Here is a 16,082-nt window from a genome sequence, read left to right as displayed (position 1 = left end):
TCGGTGGGACGAGCGGGACAAGCCTGCGGAGCGGGATCAGGGGGACTCGCGCGAGGAGCGGGCGCGGCGCTGGGCGCGCAGCCCGGGCGGGAGCGCGTAGCGGGCGAGCAGCGCGAAGAACAGCTGGGCGCCGACCGCGAGCAGCACCACGAGCAGCGCGCCGCCCACCGTCACGGCGTAGTTCCTGGTGGCCAGCCCGTCCATCACGTACCGGCCGAGCCCGCCGAGGCCGACGTACGCGGCGACCGTGGCCGTCGCGACCACCTGGACGGTCGCGGTCCGGAAGCCGGCCAGCAGGGTGGGCAGCGCGGACGGCAGGCAGACCTGCCGCAGCACCTGCGGGTGGGTCAGCCCGACGCCGCGCGCCGCGTCCCGGACGTCCGGATCGGTCCCGCGCACCCCCTCCACGGCGGCGACCAGCAGCGGCGGCGCGGCGAGCGCGACCAGTGGGATCAGCACGGCCGTGTCGCCGACCCCGGCGAGCAGCACCGCGAGCGTCACCAGGCCGAGCGTCGGCAACGCGCGGGCGGCGCCGGCCAGCGAGGTGACCGCGGTGGCGCCGCGGCCGGTGTAGCCGATCAGCAGGCCGAGCGGCACGGCCAGCAGGGCCGCGAGGAGCAGGGCCTCGCCGGAGAGCACCAGGTGCTCGGTCACGCGGTGCACGATCGAGTCCGGGCCGCTGCGGCGGTCCGGGGAGGAGAAGAAGTCCCCCAGCCAGGAGAGCCAGTTCATCGGCCGGCCCCCTTCTCCCGGACGGCCCAGGGCGCGAGCACCCGCCGGGCGCCGACCAGGAGCAGGTCCACCGCCAGCGCCAGCGCGGCGATCAGCACGATGCCGGCCACGATCGGGGTCGGGAAGGTGCGCTGGAAGCCGTCGATGAAGAGGTAGCCCAGCCCGCCGCGTCCGACCAGGGCGCCGACGCTCGCCAGCGAGATGCTGGAGACCGCGGCGACCCGCAGGCCGGCGACCAGGTACGGCACGGAGGCGGGCAGTTCGACGGCCGTCAGCCGGTGCCACGGCCCGTAGCCCATCGCGGTGGCCGCCTGGCGGACCGAGTCGGGGACGGCGTGCAGGCCGTCCACGGTGGTGGGCAGCAGGACGGCGACCGCGTAGAAGGTCAGCGGGATCATCACGGTGGCCTGGGTGGCCAGCCCGGTGTAGGGGATGAGCACCACGAAGACCGCCAGCGAGGGCAGCGCGTAGACGACGTTGAAGACGGCGGCCAGCGGCTGGTAGAGCCGGGGGTGGCGGGCGCAGGCCAGGCCGAGCGGGACGGCCAGCAGCAGGCCGATCAGGACCGGGAGCAGCGCGATCACCGCGTGGTCGGCGAGCAGGTCGCCCAGGTAGCCGAGGTGGTCGCCGATCCAGTACCACCGGACGATCGGTTCATCGTCCACCGGTGGCTCCGTCGGTCGCGTCCTCGTCCACCTCGCCCGCCCCGGGCGTGTCGTAGGCCTTGGCCATCGCTATCTCCTCGGCCCTGGGACCGGGCGCGGCCGCCAGGGCGGTCAGGACGGCCTCCCGGCTCGCCGTGCCGGTGGCCCGGCCCTCGGCGTCCAGGGCGACCGCGACCCCGGCGGGGGAGAGGACGGCGGCGTCCAGCGCGGAGCGCAGGGTGTCCGCCTGCGGGTGGTACCCGGCGACGGGGTGCAGCGCGGCGGCCGGGGCGTCCCGGTCGATCCAGCCGATCGGGCGGCGCTCGTCGTCCAGCGTCAACTCCCACCGGCCGTAGCGCAGTCCGTCGGCGACCGGGCGGACGGTGACGGCGGTGGCCGGGCGCAGGCCGAGCCCGCGCAGCCCGCGGTCACGGCCGAGGAAGGCGGCGACCTCGGCGTCGGCGGGCGCGGTGAGCAGCGTGTGCGGGTCGGCGAGCTGGGCGATCCGGCCCTGCTCGCGCAGCACCACGACCTGGTCGCCGAGCCGGATGGCCTCCTCGATGTCGTGCGTGACGAAGAGGACCGTCTTGTGCAGTTCGGACTGCAGCCGCAGCAGCTCGTCCTGGAGTCCGGCCCGCACCACCGGGTCGACGGCGCTGAACGGCTCGTCCATCAGCAGCACCGGCGGATCGGCGGCCAGCGCCCGGGCCACGCCGACCCGCTGCTGCTGGCCGCCGGAGAGCTGGAACGGGTACCGCTTGCCGGTCTCGGGCGCGAGCCCGACCAGCTCCAGCAGCTCGGCCGCCCGGGCCCGGGCCCGCTTCTTGTCCCAGCCGAGCAGGTAGGGGACGGTGGCGATGTTGTCGATCACCTTGCGGTGCGGGAAGAGGCCGGCCTGCTGGATCACGTAGCCGATGCCGCGGCGCAGCTTGGCCGGCTCCAGCTCGGCGACGTCCGTGCCGTCCAGGAGCACCCGGCCCGAGGTCGGCTCCACCATCCGGTTGACCATGCGCAGCAGGGTCGTCTTGCCGCAGCCGGACGGGCCGACCAGCACCGTCGTCCGGCCGGTGGGCACATCGAGGTCCAGGCCCCCGACGGCGATGGTGCCGTCGGGATGGCGCTTGCCGGCGCCGTCGAATCTGATCACGGGGAGTTTCCTCTGTCTCGGCGCCGCCCGGTGGTGGCGCCGATGGTGTCGGTCTGTCGGTCGTGGCGGTTTGTCGACAAGTGACGGCCCGTGAAGCGGCCGCCCTTCGTCGGATCAACTGCCCGGGCGTTCTTCCGCCCGCGTGGCTGCCCTGCGTCGGACCGGCGGAAACTCCGATCAGACTATGACCTGAATCATCTCCTGTCCGTGATTTACCCTCCGCGTGGGGCGGCCGCCCCCGGGAGGCCGGGCCCGGCCCGGGTCCGTCGGGCCGGCCGCCGAGGGGCCGCGTCGGCGCTGCCACCGGGCCGGACGCGCCCCGGACCAGGTGGGTGGGAGCGCCCTGCGGGCGCTCCGCTCAGCCGCCCTGCCGTTCAGTCGCCCTGCCGTTCAGCCGCCCTGACGCGTCGGCAGTCCGGCGGCCGCCCAGCCGACGAAACCGCCGTCCAGGTCCGTCGCCCGGTGCAGCCCCAGTTCGCGCAGCGAGGCGGCGGCCAGGCTGGAGGCATAGCCCTCCGAGCAGACCACGACCACCTCGACGTCGTAGCCCTCGGCCTCCGGGATCCGGTGACTGCCCGTCGGATCGAGCCGCCACTCCAGCACGTTGCGCTCGATGATCAGCGAGCCGGGGATCTCGCCCTCGGCCGCCCGCTGCGCCGCCGGCCGGATGTCCACCAGCAGCGCGCCGCCCAGCTGGGCCTGGTACGCCTCCCGGGCCCGGGGCCGGTGGACCCCTTCGCGGGCGCGCTCCACCAGGTCGTCGATCGTGGTCACCATTGCTCCGGTCCTTCCTGCGAGGTGCGGACCAGTCCGCCGGCCCGCAGTTCGTAGTGCGCCATCGAGTCCAACGGCGGTGAGTAGGCGTGTAGCGTGACCGCGGGGCCGGCGCCCGTGTTGCGGACGTCGTGCACGTATTCCGGGCCGAAGGCCCGGGCGGTGCCGGCCGTGATCCGGCGGATCAGCAGGCCCTGCTCCGGCCCGCCGAGCGAGAGCTCCTCCAGCTCGCCGAGGGCGACGGCGAACGCGCCGCGCGAGCCGCCGTGGTCGTGGAAGCCGGTGGACTGACCGGGCAGCCAGCTGATCAGCCAGACCTCGTGGTCCTCGTCGGCCACCAGGCGCCGGTACCAGCGTTCCTCGGTGGAGAGCCGGACGTGGTGGATCCACTGGTCGGGCTGCTCGGCGAGGTCGCGGACGATCGCGCGCAGGGACTTCGGGGTGAGCGGGGTACCGGTCCGCGCGGGCGCGGTGGTGGCGGAGTCGGCGGCGGTCGGGGCGTCGGGGGCGGCTTCGGTGCGGGCCGGGCCGGCCGGGGTGCCGGGGGCGAGGTCCAGGCTCATGTGGGCGTCCTCGGGGAAGGCGGAGCGAGCGGAGGTACGGCCGTACCCGGCGGGGGATGCAGGCCTGCCGGGTACGGGTGCGCCGGGAAACGGGGCGCGTCAGGAAGACGGGTACGGCTGCGCGGCGCGGGCCCTGGCGGACGTCACAGGGCGGGACCGGCGAGGAGGGTCAAGGTCAACAGGCACAGATGGAGCTCGCCTGGCGTCGCAGATCGACGTGCAGGCGGCAAACCAGAGTGGTGCCGGAGTCCATGCGCCGGATCTTTCCCGACCCGCGGGGCGTGAGTCAAGCGGGCCCGGTCACTCGTGCGTGGCGCGCCGGGGTGCGGGAGGCGCCGCGGCCGGGCGCGCTGCCGTGCTGGTCGGAGCCACCGGGGCGGTCGGCGCGGGGGCCGGCGCCGGGGTCGGTGCGGGGTCGGCCAGCGTCGCGCCGAGCACCGGGGCGGCCTGCTCGCCCAGATGGCGGCCGAGCGTCTGGTAGGCGTCGAACTGCCGGTGGTCGAACCACTGGTCGCTGGTGCTGTCGTTGGGGAACGCCGCGTTGGCCGCCGCGTAGGCGTGCAGCTCGTACGGCATGCCGACGGTGAGGACGGCCTGGACGACGATCAGCGTGCCGTGGTGCCGCCACTCGTCGCCGTGGGGGCTGTGGGAGCCGTGGGGGCCGTGGTGGTCGTGGCGCCGGTCGCCGACGGCCGGGCCGACGCGGGTGTCGTCGCCGGGGGCGTCGAACGGGTCCGGGTAGCGGATGTCCCCGGTGATCACGGCCCGGGCGGAGAGCCGGCCCGCCAGGCGTGCCGCCAGACCGCGCAGCGACGTGTCGTCGCTGCCGGGGATCAGCAGCTCCGGCCGGTGCAGGGTGATGACGATGCCGAGCTCCTCCCGGGCGAGGGTGATCGCCGCCGCCAGACTCGCCGCGACCGGGGCGTCCCCGCTGGCGTCGACGCAGACCGCCGTCCGCACGCGGTGCCGGAGCAGCTCGACCAGGCCGAGGTTCTCGTAGTGCCCGCCGTCGGTGGTGAGCAGGAAGCGGTCGTCCATCGGGAAGCGGCCGCTCAGCTCGCGCAGCTGGTAGGGGAGCCGGCGGACGGCGGGCTGGGAGGGGAGCCGCCAGTCCCGCCCCGGCGCCCAGAGCGGCCCGAGCGCGGCCGGGTTGGGCAGCCAGGTGCCCAGCCGGGCGTTGGTGACGGCGAACAGGCCCTGGTAGGCACGGGACTGACGGCCCATCGCGGAGGAGAACGCGGCGCCCGAGACGGCCATCGCGGACTGCACGGTGAGGTCCCTGGCGATGTGCCGCCGGGTGCGCCGCTCCAGCAGGTCGGTGCGGGCGTAGCCGACGTCCGGCCCGCCCACGTAGTCGTGCGAGAAGGTGAAGGAGACGGCCCGGCGCCCGGGCGGCGTGCGGGAGCTGCCGGACAGGTTGGCCGCCGCCGCGAAGATCATCTGAGGGACGTCGGGGTGCCGGGCGCCGTAGTGGCTGAGCCAGGTCTGCTCTCGATAGAAGTGGTACGGCCGGGCCAGTGCCTCACCGTCCTCGGTGGCGCGGCGGACGGCGAAGGCGGAAGCCAGCCGGCGCCGGTAGAACGGGTGCAGGCTCATCCACGTCTGGTCGAGGTTGAGCCCCACCGTGCCGAGCACGAGGGGCAGTAGCACCTGCGCGGTGGCGGGCCAGGCGTGGCCGGTGGCGACCGCCCAGCCGAGCGCGAGCAGCGCGCCCGACGACAGCGTGGCGAGCGCCGCCCACACCAGCAGGTACTGGACCAGCCCGTCCGTCACCCCGCCGCCGAGCCGCCGGGTGCTGTGCAGCAGCCCGCCGAGCGCCGCCGCGCCCTGCTCGACGACCCGGCGCCCGCGCCACAGTATGCCGAGCAGCAGGGTGAGGTAGCTGAGGAGGACGGTCAGGCTGAGCCCGGCGCCGGTCTGCCGGGCGCCGACCGCCAGCTCCTGCTGCAGCCAGACCGCGCCCCAGGCCAGCCCGGGCACCACCAGCACCCCGGCGGCCACCAGCGCGGCCAGGGCGAGGGCGCCGTGCGAGAGCCGCCGCAGGGTGCGCGGCAGCGGGGTGTCCCAGCCGAGCTGCGAGAAGGCGAGCAGCCAGAGCAGCCAGCAGAGCGCGGCCGCCGCGAGCAGCCCGAGCAGCGCGAGGACGGCCGGCTGGCGGACGGCGAGCGCGCCGAGCCGGCCGGCCCCGCCGGTGCGCAGGCCGACGGCGGCCAGCGCGTCCAGGTCGGTCAGCGGGACGAAGTGGTAGAAGCGGCTGAGCCCCAGGCCGAGCACCAGGACGGCGGCGAGCAGCAGGGCCAGCGCCGCGACCAGGCCGCGGAGCAGCGTGCCGAGGGCGACCAGCCACTGGCCGGCCCCGTCCGCGAGGTACTTGGCGTGCCGCCGGAGGTGGTCCTCCTCCGGCGAGCCGGGCTCCAGGACGTCGTCCGCCGTCAGGCCGGAGACGGCGTGCTCCGGGCCGCCGGGCGCGGAGTCGCTGAGGGCGAGCTGCAGCGCGCCCGTGGTGTAGCCGCCGCCGGAGACGGAGACCAGGTAGCGGGCCTGCTTCAGCCAGGGCCGCAGCGCCTGGAGGACGCCGAGGGTGACGCAGGCGGAGCGGATGCCGCCGCCGGAGACGCAGAAGCCGAGCCGGGCGGGCTCCCGGCCGGGCGGCACCCGGGTGCCGTTGCGCCAGCGGGCGTGGCGGTCGAGCGGCCCGTGCGGGCGCGGGCCGGCCGGCCAGCGCCCGCCGTGGCGGGTGGCCACCGGCCACGGCGGGATCAGCTCGGGGCCGGCGTCGGCCGGTCCGGCGCTCCCGGCGCGGGCCGCCGCGGGCGGCCGCCGCAGGATGCCGCGCGCCGCGCGGTGGACGGTGATCGTGAGCACGGCCAGGGCCATCGCGCCGGCCGGCAGCAGGAGCAGCCACTTGACGGTGGCGAGCGCGGTGGCGGCGGCGAAGGGCGCGTCGGAGCCGGCGTGCGGGCCGGGGCCGGTGCCGAGCCCGTCCAGCCCGATGCCGAGCAGCGCGTTCTCCGCGATGTCCAGGGCGCCCGCGAGCAGGCCGGCGGCCCCGGCGGCGAGCGCGGTGAGCCGCCAGTGGGGACGGGTGAGCACGTACCGGCCGAGCAGCCCGGCCGCCGCGAGGGTCAGGGTCCAGCCGCCGAGCAGCCAGGGCTCGGCCCGCAGCGCCGCGAGGTGGTCGGCGGCCCGCCCGGCGACCACGGCTCCGGCGGAGGCGGCGGAACCGGCCAGTTGCAGCCGCATGCTCCGCACCGCGGGCGCCCACCGGGCGAAGAGCAGGCTCCCCAGCACGAGGGGCAGCGGCACCGCCAGGGCGAGCAGCAGCCCGGCCCACGGCGGTACCGGACCCGGCGGAGGGCCGGGGGGCGCGCCACCCGGCCCGGGCGCGGCGGATGCGGCCTTCACCTCGACCTCCCCCCGTGGGCCCGGCCCGGACGACCGCCGGGAACTCACCGTCCGGAGCGCCCCGGTGACGGACCGGAGCAGCGTCCACCGGCGTCTTACCCCGACGCGCGGTACTTCGCACCCGGATTCACCCGAATGGGTAAGGAGTGCGGCAGTGGGGTAGTTGAGCGTTTCATCCCGTCCAGAAGCACCCGCGTGTCCGCGTAACAGGATCGCCCCGGCCGCGTTACGTCCGACGTATTGTCAGGCCACCGAGGCCGGGCCTACGGTCTACAGACCATGTTCTACGCACGTAGATGTGTGCGTCGCCGCATGCCGACGCGTGCCGGAACCCGAGGCAGATCCGCCCCGTCAACCCTCAGACCGCAGGCCCGACCCCCCCGGCCGGGCCACGGAGTTGCGGAGGTACCCATGTCGCAGATCGTCCGTGCCGCCCTCGTGCAGACCCGGTGGACCGGTGATCAGGAGACGATGATCGCCCTCCACGAGCGCCACGCCCGCGAGGCCGCCGCCCAGGGGGCGAAGATCATCGGTTTCCAGGAGGTCTTCAACGCCCCGTACTTCTGCCAGGTCCAGGACCCGGAGCACTACCGCTGGGCCGAGGCCGTCCCGGACGGGCCCACCGTCCGCCGGATGCGGGACCTCGCCCGCGAACTCGGCCTGGTCGTCGTCGTCCCCGTCTACGAGGAGGAGCAGCCCGGCGTCTACTACAACACCGCCGCCGTGATCGACGCCGACGGCAGCTACCTCGGCAAGTACCGCAAGCACCACATCCCCCAGGTCAAGGGCTTCTGGGAGAAGTACTACTTCAAGCCCGGCAACCTCGGCTGGCCCGTCTTCGACACCGCCGTCGGCAAGGTCGGCGTCTACATCTGCTACGACCGCCACTTCCCCGAGGGCTGGCGCGCCCTCGGCCTGGCCGGGGCCCAGATCGTCTACAACCCCTCCGCCACCAGCCGCGGCCTCTCCGGCTACCTCTGGCAGCTCGAACAGCCCGCCGCCGCCGTCGCCAACGAGTACTTCGTCGCCGCGATCAACCGGGTCGGCACCGAGGAGTACGGCGACAACGACTTCTACGGCACCTCCTACTTCGTGGACCCGCGCGGCCAGTTCGTCGGCGACGTCGCCTCCGACAAGGAGGAGGAACTCGTGGTCCGCGACCTCGACCTCGGCCTCATCGAGGAGGTCCGGCAGCAGTGGGCGTTCTACCGGGACCGCCGGCCCGAGGCCTACGGTCCGCTCACCGAGGCGTGAGGGAGGCACCCACCGTGACCCGCACCGTCATCCGCGGCGGCCTCGTCATCACCGCCACCGACGAGATCCACGCCGACGTCCTGATCGAGGGCGAGCGCATCGCCGCCCTCGCCGCCACCGACAGCGACGCCGCCCGGGCCTGGACCGCCGACACCGTCATCGACGCCACCGGCCACTACGTCGTCCCCGGCGGCGTCGACGCCCACACCCACATGGAGCTGCCCTTCGGCGGCACCGCCGCCTCCGACACCTTCGAGACCGGCACCCGCGCCGCCGCCTGGGGCGGCACCACCACCATCGTCGACTTCGCCGTCCAGCCGGTCGGCGGCTCGCTGCGCGAAGGCCTCGACACCTGGCACGCCAAGGCCGACGGCAACTGCGCCGTCGACTACGCGTTCCACACCATCGTCTCGGACGTCAACGACGCGGTCCTCAAGGAGATGGACGCCCTCGTCGACTCCGGCGAGTCCACCTCCTTCAAGCTCTTCATGGCCTACCCCGGCGTCTTCTACAGCGACGACGGCCGCATCCTGCGCGCCATGCAGCGCGGCGCCGCCAACGGCGGGCTGATCATGATGCACGCCGAGAACGGCATCGCCATCGACGTCCTCGTCGAGCAGGCGCTCGCGGCCGGCCGCACCGACCCCCGGTACCACGGCGAGGTCCGCCGCGAACTCCTGGAGGCCGAGGCCACCCACCGCGCCATCAAGCTCGCCCAGGTCGCCGGCAGCCCGCTCTACGTCGTCCACGTCTCCGCCGCCTCGGCCCTCGCCGAGCTCGCCCGGGCCCGTGACGAGGGCCTGAACGTCTTCGGCGAGACCTGCCCGCAGTACCTCTTCCTCTCCACCGACAACCTCGCCGAGACCGGGGCCGACGGCTTCGAGGGCGCCAAGTACGTCTGCAGCACGCCGCTGCGCCCCCGCGAGCACCAGGAGGCGCTCTGGCGCGGGCTGCGCACCAACGACCTCCAGGTGGTCTCCACCGACCACTGCCCGTTCTGCTTCGCCGGCCAGAAGGAACTCGGCCGCGGCGACTTCTCCAAGATCCCGAACGGGCTGCCCGGCGTGGAGAACCGGATGGACCTCCTCCACCAGGCCGTCGTCGACGGCCACCTGACCCGCCGCCGCTGGATCGAGGTGGCCTGCACCACCCCCGCCCGGATGTTCGGCCTGCACCCGCGCAAGGGCACCATCGCCCCCGGCGCCGACGCCGACGTGGTCGTCTACGACCCCACCGCCGTGCAGACCGTCTCCGCCGCCACCCACCACATGAACGTCGACTACTCGGCCTACGAGGGGCGCCGGCTCACCGGCCGGGCCCGCACGGTGCTCTCCCGCGGCACCGTGATCCTCGACGACGGCACCTGGCTGGGCCGCGCCGGACACGGCGCCTTCCTGCGCCGCGACACCTGCCAGTACCTCACCTGACCCGCTCCCCGTACCGCCGTGGCCCGGGGCCGTGCGTCGGCCCCGGGCGGCCCCACCCTTCCCTGGAGCTCCCCGATGGACATCGGCCTCGTCCTGCAGACCGACCCGCCCGCCCGCCTGCTCGTCGACCGCATGGTCCGCGCCGAACGGGCCGGGTTCAGCCACGGCTGGACCTTCGACTCCTGCGTCCTGTGGCAGGAACCCTTCGTGATCTACAGCCGGATCCTCGCCGAGACCACGACGCTGACCGTCGGCCCGATGGTCACCAACCCCTCCACCCGCACCTGGGAGGTGACCGCCTCCCTGTTCGCCACCCTCAACGACATGTACGGCAACCGCACCGTCTGCGGCATCGGCCGCGGCGACTCCGCGATGCGGGTGGCCGGCCGCCGCCCCGCGACCCTCGCCCGGCTCTCCGAGGCCATGCACGCCATCAAGGAGCTGGCCGAGGGCCGCACCGTCGAGGTGGACGGCACCGAGATGCACCTGCCGTGGGTCCGCGAAGGCGCCCTGCCGGTCTGGATGGGCGCCTACGGGCCCAAGGCGCTCGCCCTCACCGGACGCCAGGCCGACGGCTTCATCCTCCAACTCGCCGACCCCTACCTCACCGAGTACATGATCAAGGCCGTCCGCGCCGCCGCCGCCGAGGCGGGCCGCGACCCCGACACCGTCACCATCTGCGTCGCCGCCCCCGCCTACGTCACCACCGACGACTCCCCGGCCGCGCTCGCCCACGCCCGCGAACAGTGCCGCTGGTTCGGCGGCATGGTCGGCAACCACGTCGCCGACCTGGTCACCCACTACGGCGAGCACTCCAGCCTCGTCCCCGAGGCCCTCACCGCCTACATCAAGGACCGCCAGGGCTACGACTACAGCCACCACGGCCGGGCCGGGAACCCCGACACCGCGTTCGTGCCCGACGAGATCGTCGACCGCTTCTGCCTGATCGGCCCGCCCGCCGCCCACCGGGACCGCCTCGAACACCTCCGCTCCCTGGGCGTCGACCAGTTCGCCGTCTACGCCATGCACGACGCGGTCGAGGCCACCATCGACGCCTACGGCACCGACGTCATCCCCCGGCTCCGGCAGGAGGCGCGCCCCGGTGAAGGGTGACCCGCCGCCGACCGACCGCGCCGCCGCCACCGGCCAGTACGAGCACGGGGACGGCCGGGTCGAACCCGACCCCGCCGCCCCCGCGCTGCCCGCCAACGGCTTCACCAACGACGACCTGCGGCCCGTCCCGGTCGCCCGCCGCACCTGGACCACCTACAACTTCCTCGCGCTCTGGGTCGGCATGGCCCACAACATCCCGTCCTGGACGCTCGCCTCCGGCCTGGTCGCGCTCGGCATGGACTGGAAGCAGGCCGTCCTCACCATCGCCCTGGCCAACCTCGTCGTGCTCATACCGATGCTGCTCACCGGCCACGCGGGTACCAAGTACGGCATCCCGTTCCCGGTCTTCGCCCGCGCCTCCTTCGGCCTGCGCGGCGCCAACCTGCCGGCGCTGCTGCGGGCCGCCGTCGCCTGCGCCTGGTTCGGCATCCAGACCTGGATCGGCGGCGAGGGCATCTTCCTGCTCGCCGGCAAGCTCCTCGGCGAATCCTGGCGCACCGCGGCCGAGTTGGGCGGCCACCCGTGGACGCAGTGGCTCTCCTTCCTGCTGTTCTGGCTGATCGAGATGGCCGTGATCGCCCGCGGCATGGAGACCCTGCGCCGGTTCGAGAACTGGGCGGCCCCGTTCGTCATCGTCGGGGCACTGGCCCTGCTGGCCTGGATCACCGTCAAGGCGGGCGGCTTCGGACCGCTGCTCGATCAGCCGTCCCGGCTCGGCTGGGGCGGCGACTTCTGGAAGGTCTTCTTCCCGGCGCTGATGGGCATGATCGGGTTCTGGTCGACCCTCTCGCTCAACATCCCCGACTTCACCCGCTTCGGCGGCAGCCAGCGCGCCCAGATCCGCGGCCAGGCGCTCGGGCTGCCCACCACGATGACCCTCTTCGCGCTGCTCTCGGTGCTGGTCACCTCCGGCTCCCAGGCCGTCTACGGCGAACCGGTCTGGGACCCGATCGCGCTCGCCGCGAAGATGGAGAGCCCGGTGGGCATCCTGTTCGCCCTGCTGACCGTGCTGGTCGCCACGCTCTCGGTCAACATCGCGGCCAACGTCGTCTCGCCCGCGTACGACCTCGCCAACCTGCTGCCCCGGCTGATCACCTTCCGGACCGGGGCACTGATCACGGGTGTGATCGGGATCGCGCTCTTCCCCTGGAAGCTGATCTCCGACCCGCACGTCTACATCTTCACCTGGCTCGGCCTGGTCGGCGGCCTGCTCGGCGCGGTGGCCGGCGTGCTGATCGCCGACTACTGGGCGCTGCGGCGCACGCGGCTGCTGCCGGCCGAGCTCTACCGGCCGCACGGCGCCTACTGGTACACCGCCGGCTGGAACTGGCGGGCCGTGGCCGCCCTGGCCACCGGCGGCGTGCTGGCCGTCGGCGGCTCCTACGGCGGCCCGTTCCCGGTCGACGGCCTGCTGCCCGCCCTCAAACCGCTGGCCGACTACGGGTGGGCCGTCGGCTTCGCCACCTCGTTCGCCCTCTACCTGGTGCTGAGCCGGGGGACGGGCCGGCGCCGGCGGTAGGGGCGGGCCGTTGGGGCCGTGCCGGGGGCCGTTCGGGGGCTGTTCCGGGGGCGCGTGGGGGCGGGTGGGAGCCGGTGGGGCCGTTCGGGATCAGGAGGCGAGGCGGTCGACGGCGGCCAGGACCCCGGCGGTGCCGTCCTCGGCGGCCAGCGCGGCGGCGACGGCCCGGGCGCGCTCCCGGTAGTGCGGCGTGTCCAGCGTGCGGCGGACGGCGGCGGCCAGGCGGGCGGACGTGAGGGCGGGGAGCGGGACCGGCCCGGGGGAGGTGCCCAGGCGGGTGAGGCGCGCGGACCAGAACGGCGCGTCGAGCTGGGCGGGCACGGGGACGGCGGGCGTGCCGGCCCGCAGGGTGGCGGCGGTGGTGCCGGCCCCGGCGTGGTGGACGACGGCGGCCATCCGCGGGAACAGCCAGTCGTGCGGGGTGTCGTCGATGGTGAGGACGTCGTCGGAGTCGGCCGCGCCGAGGCCGCTCCAGCCGGCCTGGAGGACGGCCCGCACCCCGGCGGCACGCAGTCCGGCGAGGACGGTGGCGCTCAGCGCCGCCGGATTGGGGACGACCAGGCTGCCGAAGCCGACGAAGACCGGCGGCGGCCCGGCGGCGAGGAAGTCGACGAGGCGGTCCGGCGGTCGCCACCCGGGCTCGGGGTGCGGCCACCAGTACCCGGCGACCTCCAGGCCGGGTCGCCAGTCGGCGGGGCGCGGCACGACGGTCGGGGAGAAGCCGTGCAGCACGGCGTGGGCGCGCCGGGTCCGGGCGATGCCGCGCGCCGGCAGGCCGAGCCGGTGGCGCAGCCCGCGGACGGCGGGGGCGAAGAGGCGGTCGGCGGCGGCCTCCACGGCGTGGCCGGCGAGCAGGTTCCCGGTCCGGCCCAACGACCGGGTGCCGGTCACGGAGGGCGCGAACTCCCGGGTGGGGGCGATCGGTTGGAGGTAGAGGCCGATGCTGGGGATGCCGGCGGCCTCGGCGGCGACCTGGCCGAGCGGGGTGGTGGCGCTGGTGGTGAGCAGCAGGTCGGTGCCCTGGGCGGTGGCCGCCACGATGGCGTCGCCGAGGGCGGGCATGAAGGAGCGGCCGAGGCGCAGGAGTTGGAGGAGGGACAGCGGTCCGGAGCCGGACCGCAGGACCCGCTGGCCGCGGTCGGAGGCGAGTTCGGCGCGCGGATCGACCGGGAGCGGGCGGAACTCCAGGCCCGCGGCGCGCACCTGGCCGGCGAAGGTGGTGTGGGTGGCGACGGCCACCTGGTGGCCGGCCGAGCGGAGCCGGGCGCCCAGACCGGTGAAGGGCGCCACATCGCCCCGGGACCCGGCGGTGGCGATCAGGATGCGCATGGCCGCAGTATCGCGGCGCGGCCGGTCGCGTCGCCGGGTGCCACGCCCGGCGCACTGCAACCGAGGGGGCGCACGGCGGCGTCCTCGCCGGTGAGACGGCCCGCTGGGAGTGCCGTGACGGAGGGCGGGAGGACGCATGAGCATCATCGCGTGGATCGTGCTGGGTCTGGTGGCCGGGGCGCTGGCGAAGCTGCTGCTGCCGGGCAGGGACCCGGGCGGTCTGGTGGTGACCACCCTGATCGGCATCGCCGGGTCGTTCGTCGGCGGCTGGATCTCCTCGCGAATCCTGGACAAGCCGGTCTCGGCGCACTTCTTCGACCTGGCCACCTGGGGCTCGGCGATCGGCGGCGCGCTGGTCCTGCTGATCCTCTACCGGATCTTCTTCGGCAACTCCCGCAGCTGAGCGCCGTAGGTGACCGCCTGCGGTGGCCCCTGCCGGTGACCGGCAGGCCGGGTCGGGCGTCGGAACCGACCGACCCGCCCGACCCGGCCGGCCGTGCCGGCTACGGCTCGGCCACCCACCCGGGCAGGTCATCGCGGGCGTCCAGCCAGGCGGCGGGCACCCCGGCGAGGCCGGTCCGGGCGGCGACCACGCCGCCCGCGATCGCGCACGTGGTGTCCATGTCGCCCCAGCCCTCCAGGGTGTGCCAGAGCGCGTCCGGCAGGGAGTCCGGGTGCGTGGCGGCGGACCAGAGGGCGAACGGCACGGTGTCCGGGGCGGAGATCAGGAGCCCGGACCCGAGGACCTGAGCGGCGTGCCGGACGCTGGTGTGCCCCGGCAGCCGGGCGGCGGTCCGCAGTCCGGAGCGGACGTCGCTGTCGGGCAGCCGGGCGGCGACCTCGGTGAGCCACTCGGCCCGACCGGGCGGGCGCTGCCCCCGGCTGCGGGCGGCGAGCGCCGCCGCCAGCGCGACCGCGACGGCCCCCGCCACCGCCTCCGGGTGGAAGTGCGTGGTGAGCGCCTGCAGTTCGGCCTGCCGGGCCACGGTGTCCAGGTCTTCGGCGAACCAGGCGCCCAGCGGGGCGGCCCGCATGGCGGCGCCGTTCCCGTAGGAGCCCTGCCCGCCGAACTGCTCCGCGGTGACGCTCCGCCAGTCGGCGCCCGCACCCACCGCCCGCAGCACGCCGTGCATCGACGGCCCGTACTTGCGCCCGTACTCGGTGGCGTACTCCTCGGCGAACCCGGCCGCCAGCTCGTCCTGGTGGACCGCGCCGCGGTGACGGAGATGACGGACCAGGACGAGCGCCATCGCGGTGTCGTCCGTCCAGTGCCAGGGCGCCGGGCGGGGCAGCCGGGCGGCCAGTGCGGCGGGAGCCTCGTCGAGCGGGGCGGAGAACCAGCGGTCGCCGAAGGCGTCGCCGAGGGCGAGTCCTTGCAGGCTGTCCAGCGCCGGTCCGGTGGCACGCAGGCCGTCCTCCCGAGGGGAATCGATCATGCGTGGGAGTCTGCCGGGTGCCGCCACGGCGGGGCGAACGCTTTTCAGCGGTGGGGCCGGGCGCGAGTCGGGCCTGGATGTGCGGCCCCGGGTGTGCGGGTCCGGGCGCGAGGGTGTGGTCGGTCAGCGGGTGAGGAGGCCGCCCAGGAGGAGCTTCCAGAGGGCGGCGAAGCGCTCCGGTGCCTGGGGGTCGGACCACTCGGCGGCGTACGCGGGGTCGTGGAAGTGTGCGGTCGCCTCGAACAGGGCCCGGGCGGTCGGGCCGACCGGAGCCGGCCCGAACTCCCCGCTGTTCACCCCGGCCTGGACGATCCGGCCGATCTGTTCGACCAGGGTGTCGATGTGGGCCTCGACGGTGCTGCTGGTCTCCGCGACCAGCACCAGGTAGGTCGCGAACAACTGGGGGTCGTCGAGCGCCTTCTTCCGCTTGGCGGCGAACAGCGTCTCCAGCCAGCGGTGCAGGCGCTCCACCGCCGGGCCGGACTCGGCGGTGATAGACGCCAGGCTGTCGTGCGCCTGGTCGAGCCAGCGCTGGGTGACGGCCTCGCGCAGCGCCGCCTTGCTGGGGAAGTGGCGGTAGACGCTGCCGTGGCTGACGCCGAGGGTGCGGGCGACGTCCACCACGGTGGCCTTGGCGGGGCCGAACCGCCGGAGGACCTCCTCCGTCGCGCCCAGGATCTGCTCGGGAGTGAGTGCGCTGTCCGTGGTCACGGGGAGGTACGTCCTAACGGGGTGGTGC

Annotated in this window: 15 protein-coding genes; 5 read left to right on the top strand and 10 right to left on the bottom strand. The window is 74.9% G+C overall.

Annotation, left to right across the window (positions count from 1 at the left end):
- Positions 1–36: 36 nt before the first annotated feature.
- The 7 genes from ABZ495_RS10620 to ABZ495_RS10590 form a co-directional block, all read right to left on the bottom strand.
- Positions 37–732, bottom strand: coding sequence for an ABC transporter permease (locus ABZ495_RS10620; protein ID WP_329490475.1), 696 nt, complete (start codon positions 730–732; stop codon positions 37–39).
- Positions 729–1,397, bottom strand: a complete 669-nt coding sequence (locus ABZ495_RS10615; RefSeq protein ID WP_352287272.1) for an ABC transporter permease — start codon at positions 1,395–1,397, stop codon at positions 729–731. Before ABZ495_RS10615 ends, ABZ495_RS10620 begins: the two co-directional genes overlap by 4 nt.
- Complete coding sequence (locus ABZ495_RS10610; protein WP_329490477.1) at positions 1,387–2,523, bottom strand: ATP-binding cassette domain-containing protein; 1,137 nt, start codon at positions 2,521–2,523, stop codon at positions 1,387–1,389. Before ABZ495_RS10610 ends, ABZ495_RS10615 begins: the two co-directional genes overlap by 11 nt.
- A gap of 390 nt (positions 2,524–2,913) precedes the next feature.
- Positions 2,914–3,300 carry a rhodanese-like domain-containing protein gene (locus ABZ495_RS10605; protein ID WP_359835324.1) on the bottom strand — a complete coding sequence of 129 codons (387 nt, stop codon included), beginning with the start codon at positions 3,298–3,300 and terminating at the stop codon, positions 2,914–2,916.
- Positions 3,294–3,860, bottom strand: coding sequence for a cysteine dioxygenase family protein (locus ABZ495_RS10600; protein ID WP_329490479.1), 567 nt, complete (start codon positions 3,858–3,860; stop codon positions 3,294–3,296). The genes ABZ495_RS10605 and ABZ495_RS10600 overlap by 7 nt, the downstream gene beginning before the upstream one ends.
- Positions 3,861–4,035: 175 nt before the next feature.
- Positions 4,036–4,113: a putative leader peptide gene (locus ABZ495_RS10595; RefSeq protein ID WP_101948289.1), complete on the bottom strand. Its 78-nt coding sequence runs from the start codon at positions 4,111–4,113 to the stop codon at positions 4,036–4,038.
- 47 nt (positions 4,114–4,160) lie between these two features.
- A complete protein-coding gene (locus tag ABZ495_RS10590) occupies positions 4,161–7,265 on the bottom strand; it encodes a hypothetical protein (protein ID WP_359835322.1) in 3,105 nt (1,034 codons plus the stop codon).
- A gap of 411 nt (positions 7,266–7,676) precedes the next feature.
- Here ABZ495_RS10590 and ABZ495_RS10585 point away from each other — a divergent pair, with 411 nt between their 5' ends.
- The 4 genes from ABZ495_RS10585 to ABZ495_RS10570 all read left to right on the top strand — a co-directional run bounded on the left by ABZ495_RS10585 (position 7,677) and on the right by ABZ495_RS10570 (position 12,578).
- Positions 7,677–8,519 carry a nitrilase-related carbon-nitrogen hydrolase gene (locus tag ABZ495_RS10585; RefSeq protein ID WP_329490481.1) on the top strand — a complete coding sequence of 281 codons (843 nt, stop codon included), beginning with the start codon at positions 7,677–7,679 and terminating at the stop codon, positions 8,517–8,519.
- Positions 8,520–8,533: 14 nt separating this feature from the next.
- Positions 8,534–9,946, top strand: coding sequence for a dihydropyrimidinase (hydA, locus tag ABZ495_RS10580; RefSeq protein ID WP_329490482.1), 1,413 nt, complete (start codon positions 8,534–8,536; stop codon positions 9,944–9,946).
- Between the two features lie 75 nt (positions 9,947–10,021).
- Complete coding sequence (locus ABZ495_RS10575) at positions 10,022–11,059, top strand: TIGR03842 family LLM class F420-dependent oxidoreductase (RefSeq protein WP_359804228.1); 1,038 nt, start codon at positions 10,022–10,024, stop codon at positions 11,057–11,059.
- A complete protein-coding gene (locus tag ABZ495_RS10570) occupies positions 11,049–12,578 on the top strand; it encodes an NCS1 family nucleobase:cation symporter-1 (RefSeq protein ID WP_359835320.1) in 1,530 nt (509 codons plus the stop codon). The genes ABZ495_RS10575 and ABZ495_RS10570 overlap by 11 nt, the downstream gene beginning before the upstream one ends.
- 90 nt (positions 12,579–12,668) lie before the next feature.
- On the opposite strand, the gene ABZ495_RS10565 is transcribed toward ABZ495_RS10570, so the two are convergent.
- Positions 12,669–13,907, bottom strand: a complete 1,239-nt coding sequence (locus ABZ495_RS10565; RefSeq protein ID WP_359835318.1) for a glycosyltransferase — start codon at positions 13,905–13,907, stop codon at positions 12,669–12,671.
- 136 nt (positions 13,908–14,043) lie between these two features.
- Between ABZ495_RS10565 and ABZ495_RS10560 the strand changes: the two genes are divergently transcribed.
- Positions 14,044–14,310 carry a GlsB/YeaQ/YmgE family stress response membrane protein gene (locus ABZ495_RS10560; protein ID WP_329490487.1) on the top strand — a complete coding sequence of 89 codons (267 nt, stop codon included), beginning with the start codon at positions 14,044–14,046 and terminating at the stop codon, positions 14,308–14,310.
- 100 nt (positions 14,311–14,410) lie between these two features.
- On the opposite strand, the gene ABZ495_RS10555 is transcribed toward ABZ495_RS10560, so the two are convergent.
- Positions 14,411–15,343 carry an ADP-ribosylglycohydrolase family protein gene (locus tag ABZ495_RS10555; protein ID WP_359835316.1) on the bottom strand — a complete coding sequence of 311 codons (933 nt, stop codon included), beginning with the start codon at positions 15,341–15,343 and terminating at the stop codon, positions 14,411–14,413.
- 123 nt (positions 15,344–15,466) lie between these two features.
- Complete coding sequence (locus tag ABZ495_RS10550; RefSeq protein ID WP_329490489.1) at positions 15,467–16,054, bottom strand: TetR family transcriptional regulator; 588 nt, start codon at positions 16,052–16,054, stop codon at positions 15,467–15,469.
- Between the last annotated feature and the right edge of the window lie 28 nt (positions 16,055–16,082).

Source organism: Kitasatospora sp. NPDC005748, from assembly GCF_040630735.1.
Classification (GTDB): domain Bacteria; phylum Actinomycetota; class Actinomycetes; order Streptomycetales; family Streptomycetaceae; genus Kitasatospora.
The sequence above is the reverse complement of the archived record's forward strand: the minus strand, read 5'-3'. Positions and strand labels throughout refer to the sequence as shown.

What these genes read in the sequence shown, in the direction of transcription:
- ABZ495_RS10575 (WP_359804228.1), top strand. Translation starts at nt 10,022, where the DNA reads ATGGACATCGGCCTCGTCCTGCAGACCGACCCGCCCGCCCGCCTGCTC.
- ABZ495_RS10620 (WP_329490475.1), bottom strand. Translation starts at nt 732, where the DNA reads ATGAACTGGCTCTCCTGGCTGGGGGACTTCTTCTCCTCCCCGGACCGC.
- ABZ495_RS10605 (WP_359835324.1), bottom strand. Translation starts at nt 3,300, where the DNA reads ATGGTGACCACGATCGACGACCTGGTGGAGCGCGCCCGCGAAGGGGTC.
- ABZ495_RS10560 (WP_329490487.1), top strand. Translation starts at nt 14,044, where the DNA reads ATGAGCATCATCGCGTGGATCGTGCTGGGTCTGGTGGCCGGGGCGCTG.
- ABZ495_RS10565 (WP_359835318.1), bottom strand. Translation starts at nt 13,907, where the DNA reads ATGCGCATCCTGATCGCCACCGCCGGGTCCCGGGGCGATGTGGCGCCC.
- ABZ495_RS10595 (WP_101948289.1), bottom strand. Translation starts at nt 4,113, where the DNA reads ATGGACTCCGGCACCACTCTGGTTTGCCGCCTGCACGTCGATCTGCGA.
- ABZ495_RS10600 (WP_329490479.1), bottom strand. Translation starts at nt 3,860, where the DNA reads ATGAGCCTGGACCTCGCCCCCGGCACCCCGGCCGGCCCGGCCCGCACC.
- ABZ495_RS10585 (WP_329490481.1), top strand. Translation starts at nt 7,677, where the DNA reads ATGTCGCAGATCGTCCGTGCCGCCCTCGTGCAGACCCGGTGGACCGGT.
- ABZ495_RS10555 (WP_359835316.1), bottom strand. Translation starts at nt 15,343, where the DNA reads ATGATCGATTCCCCTCGGGAGGACGGCCTGCGTGCCACCGGACCGGCG.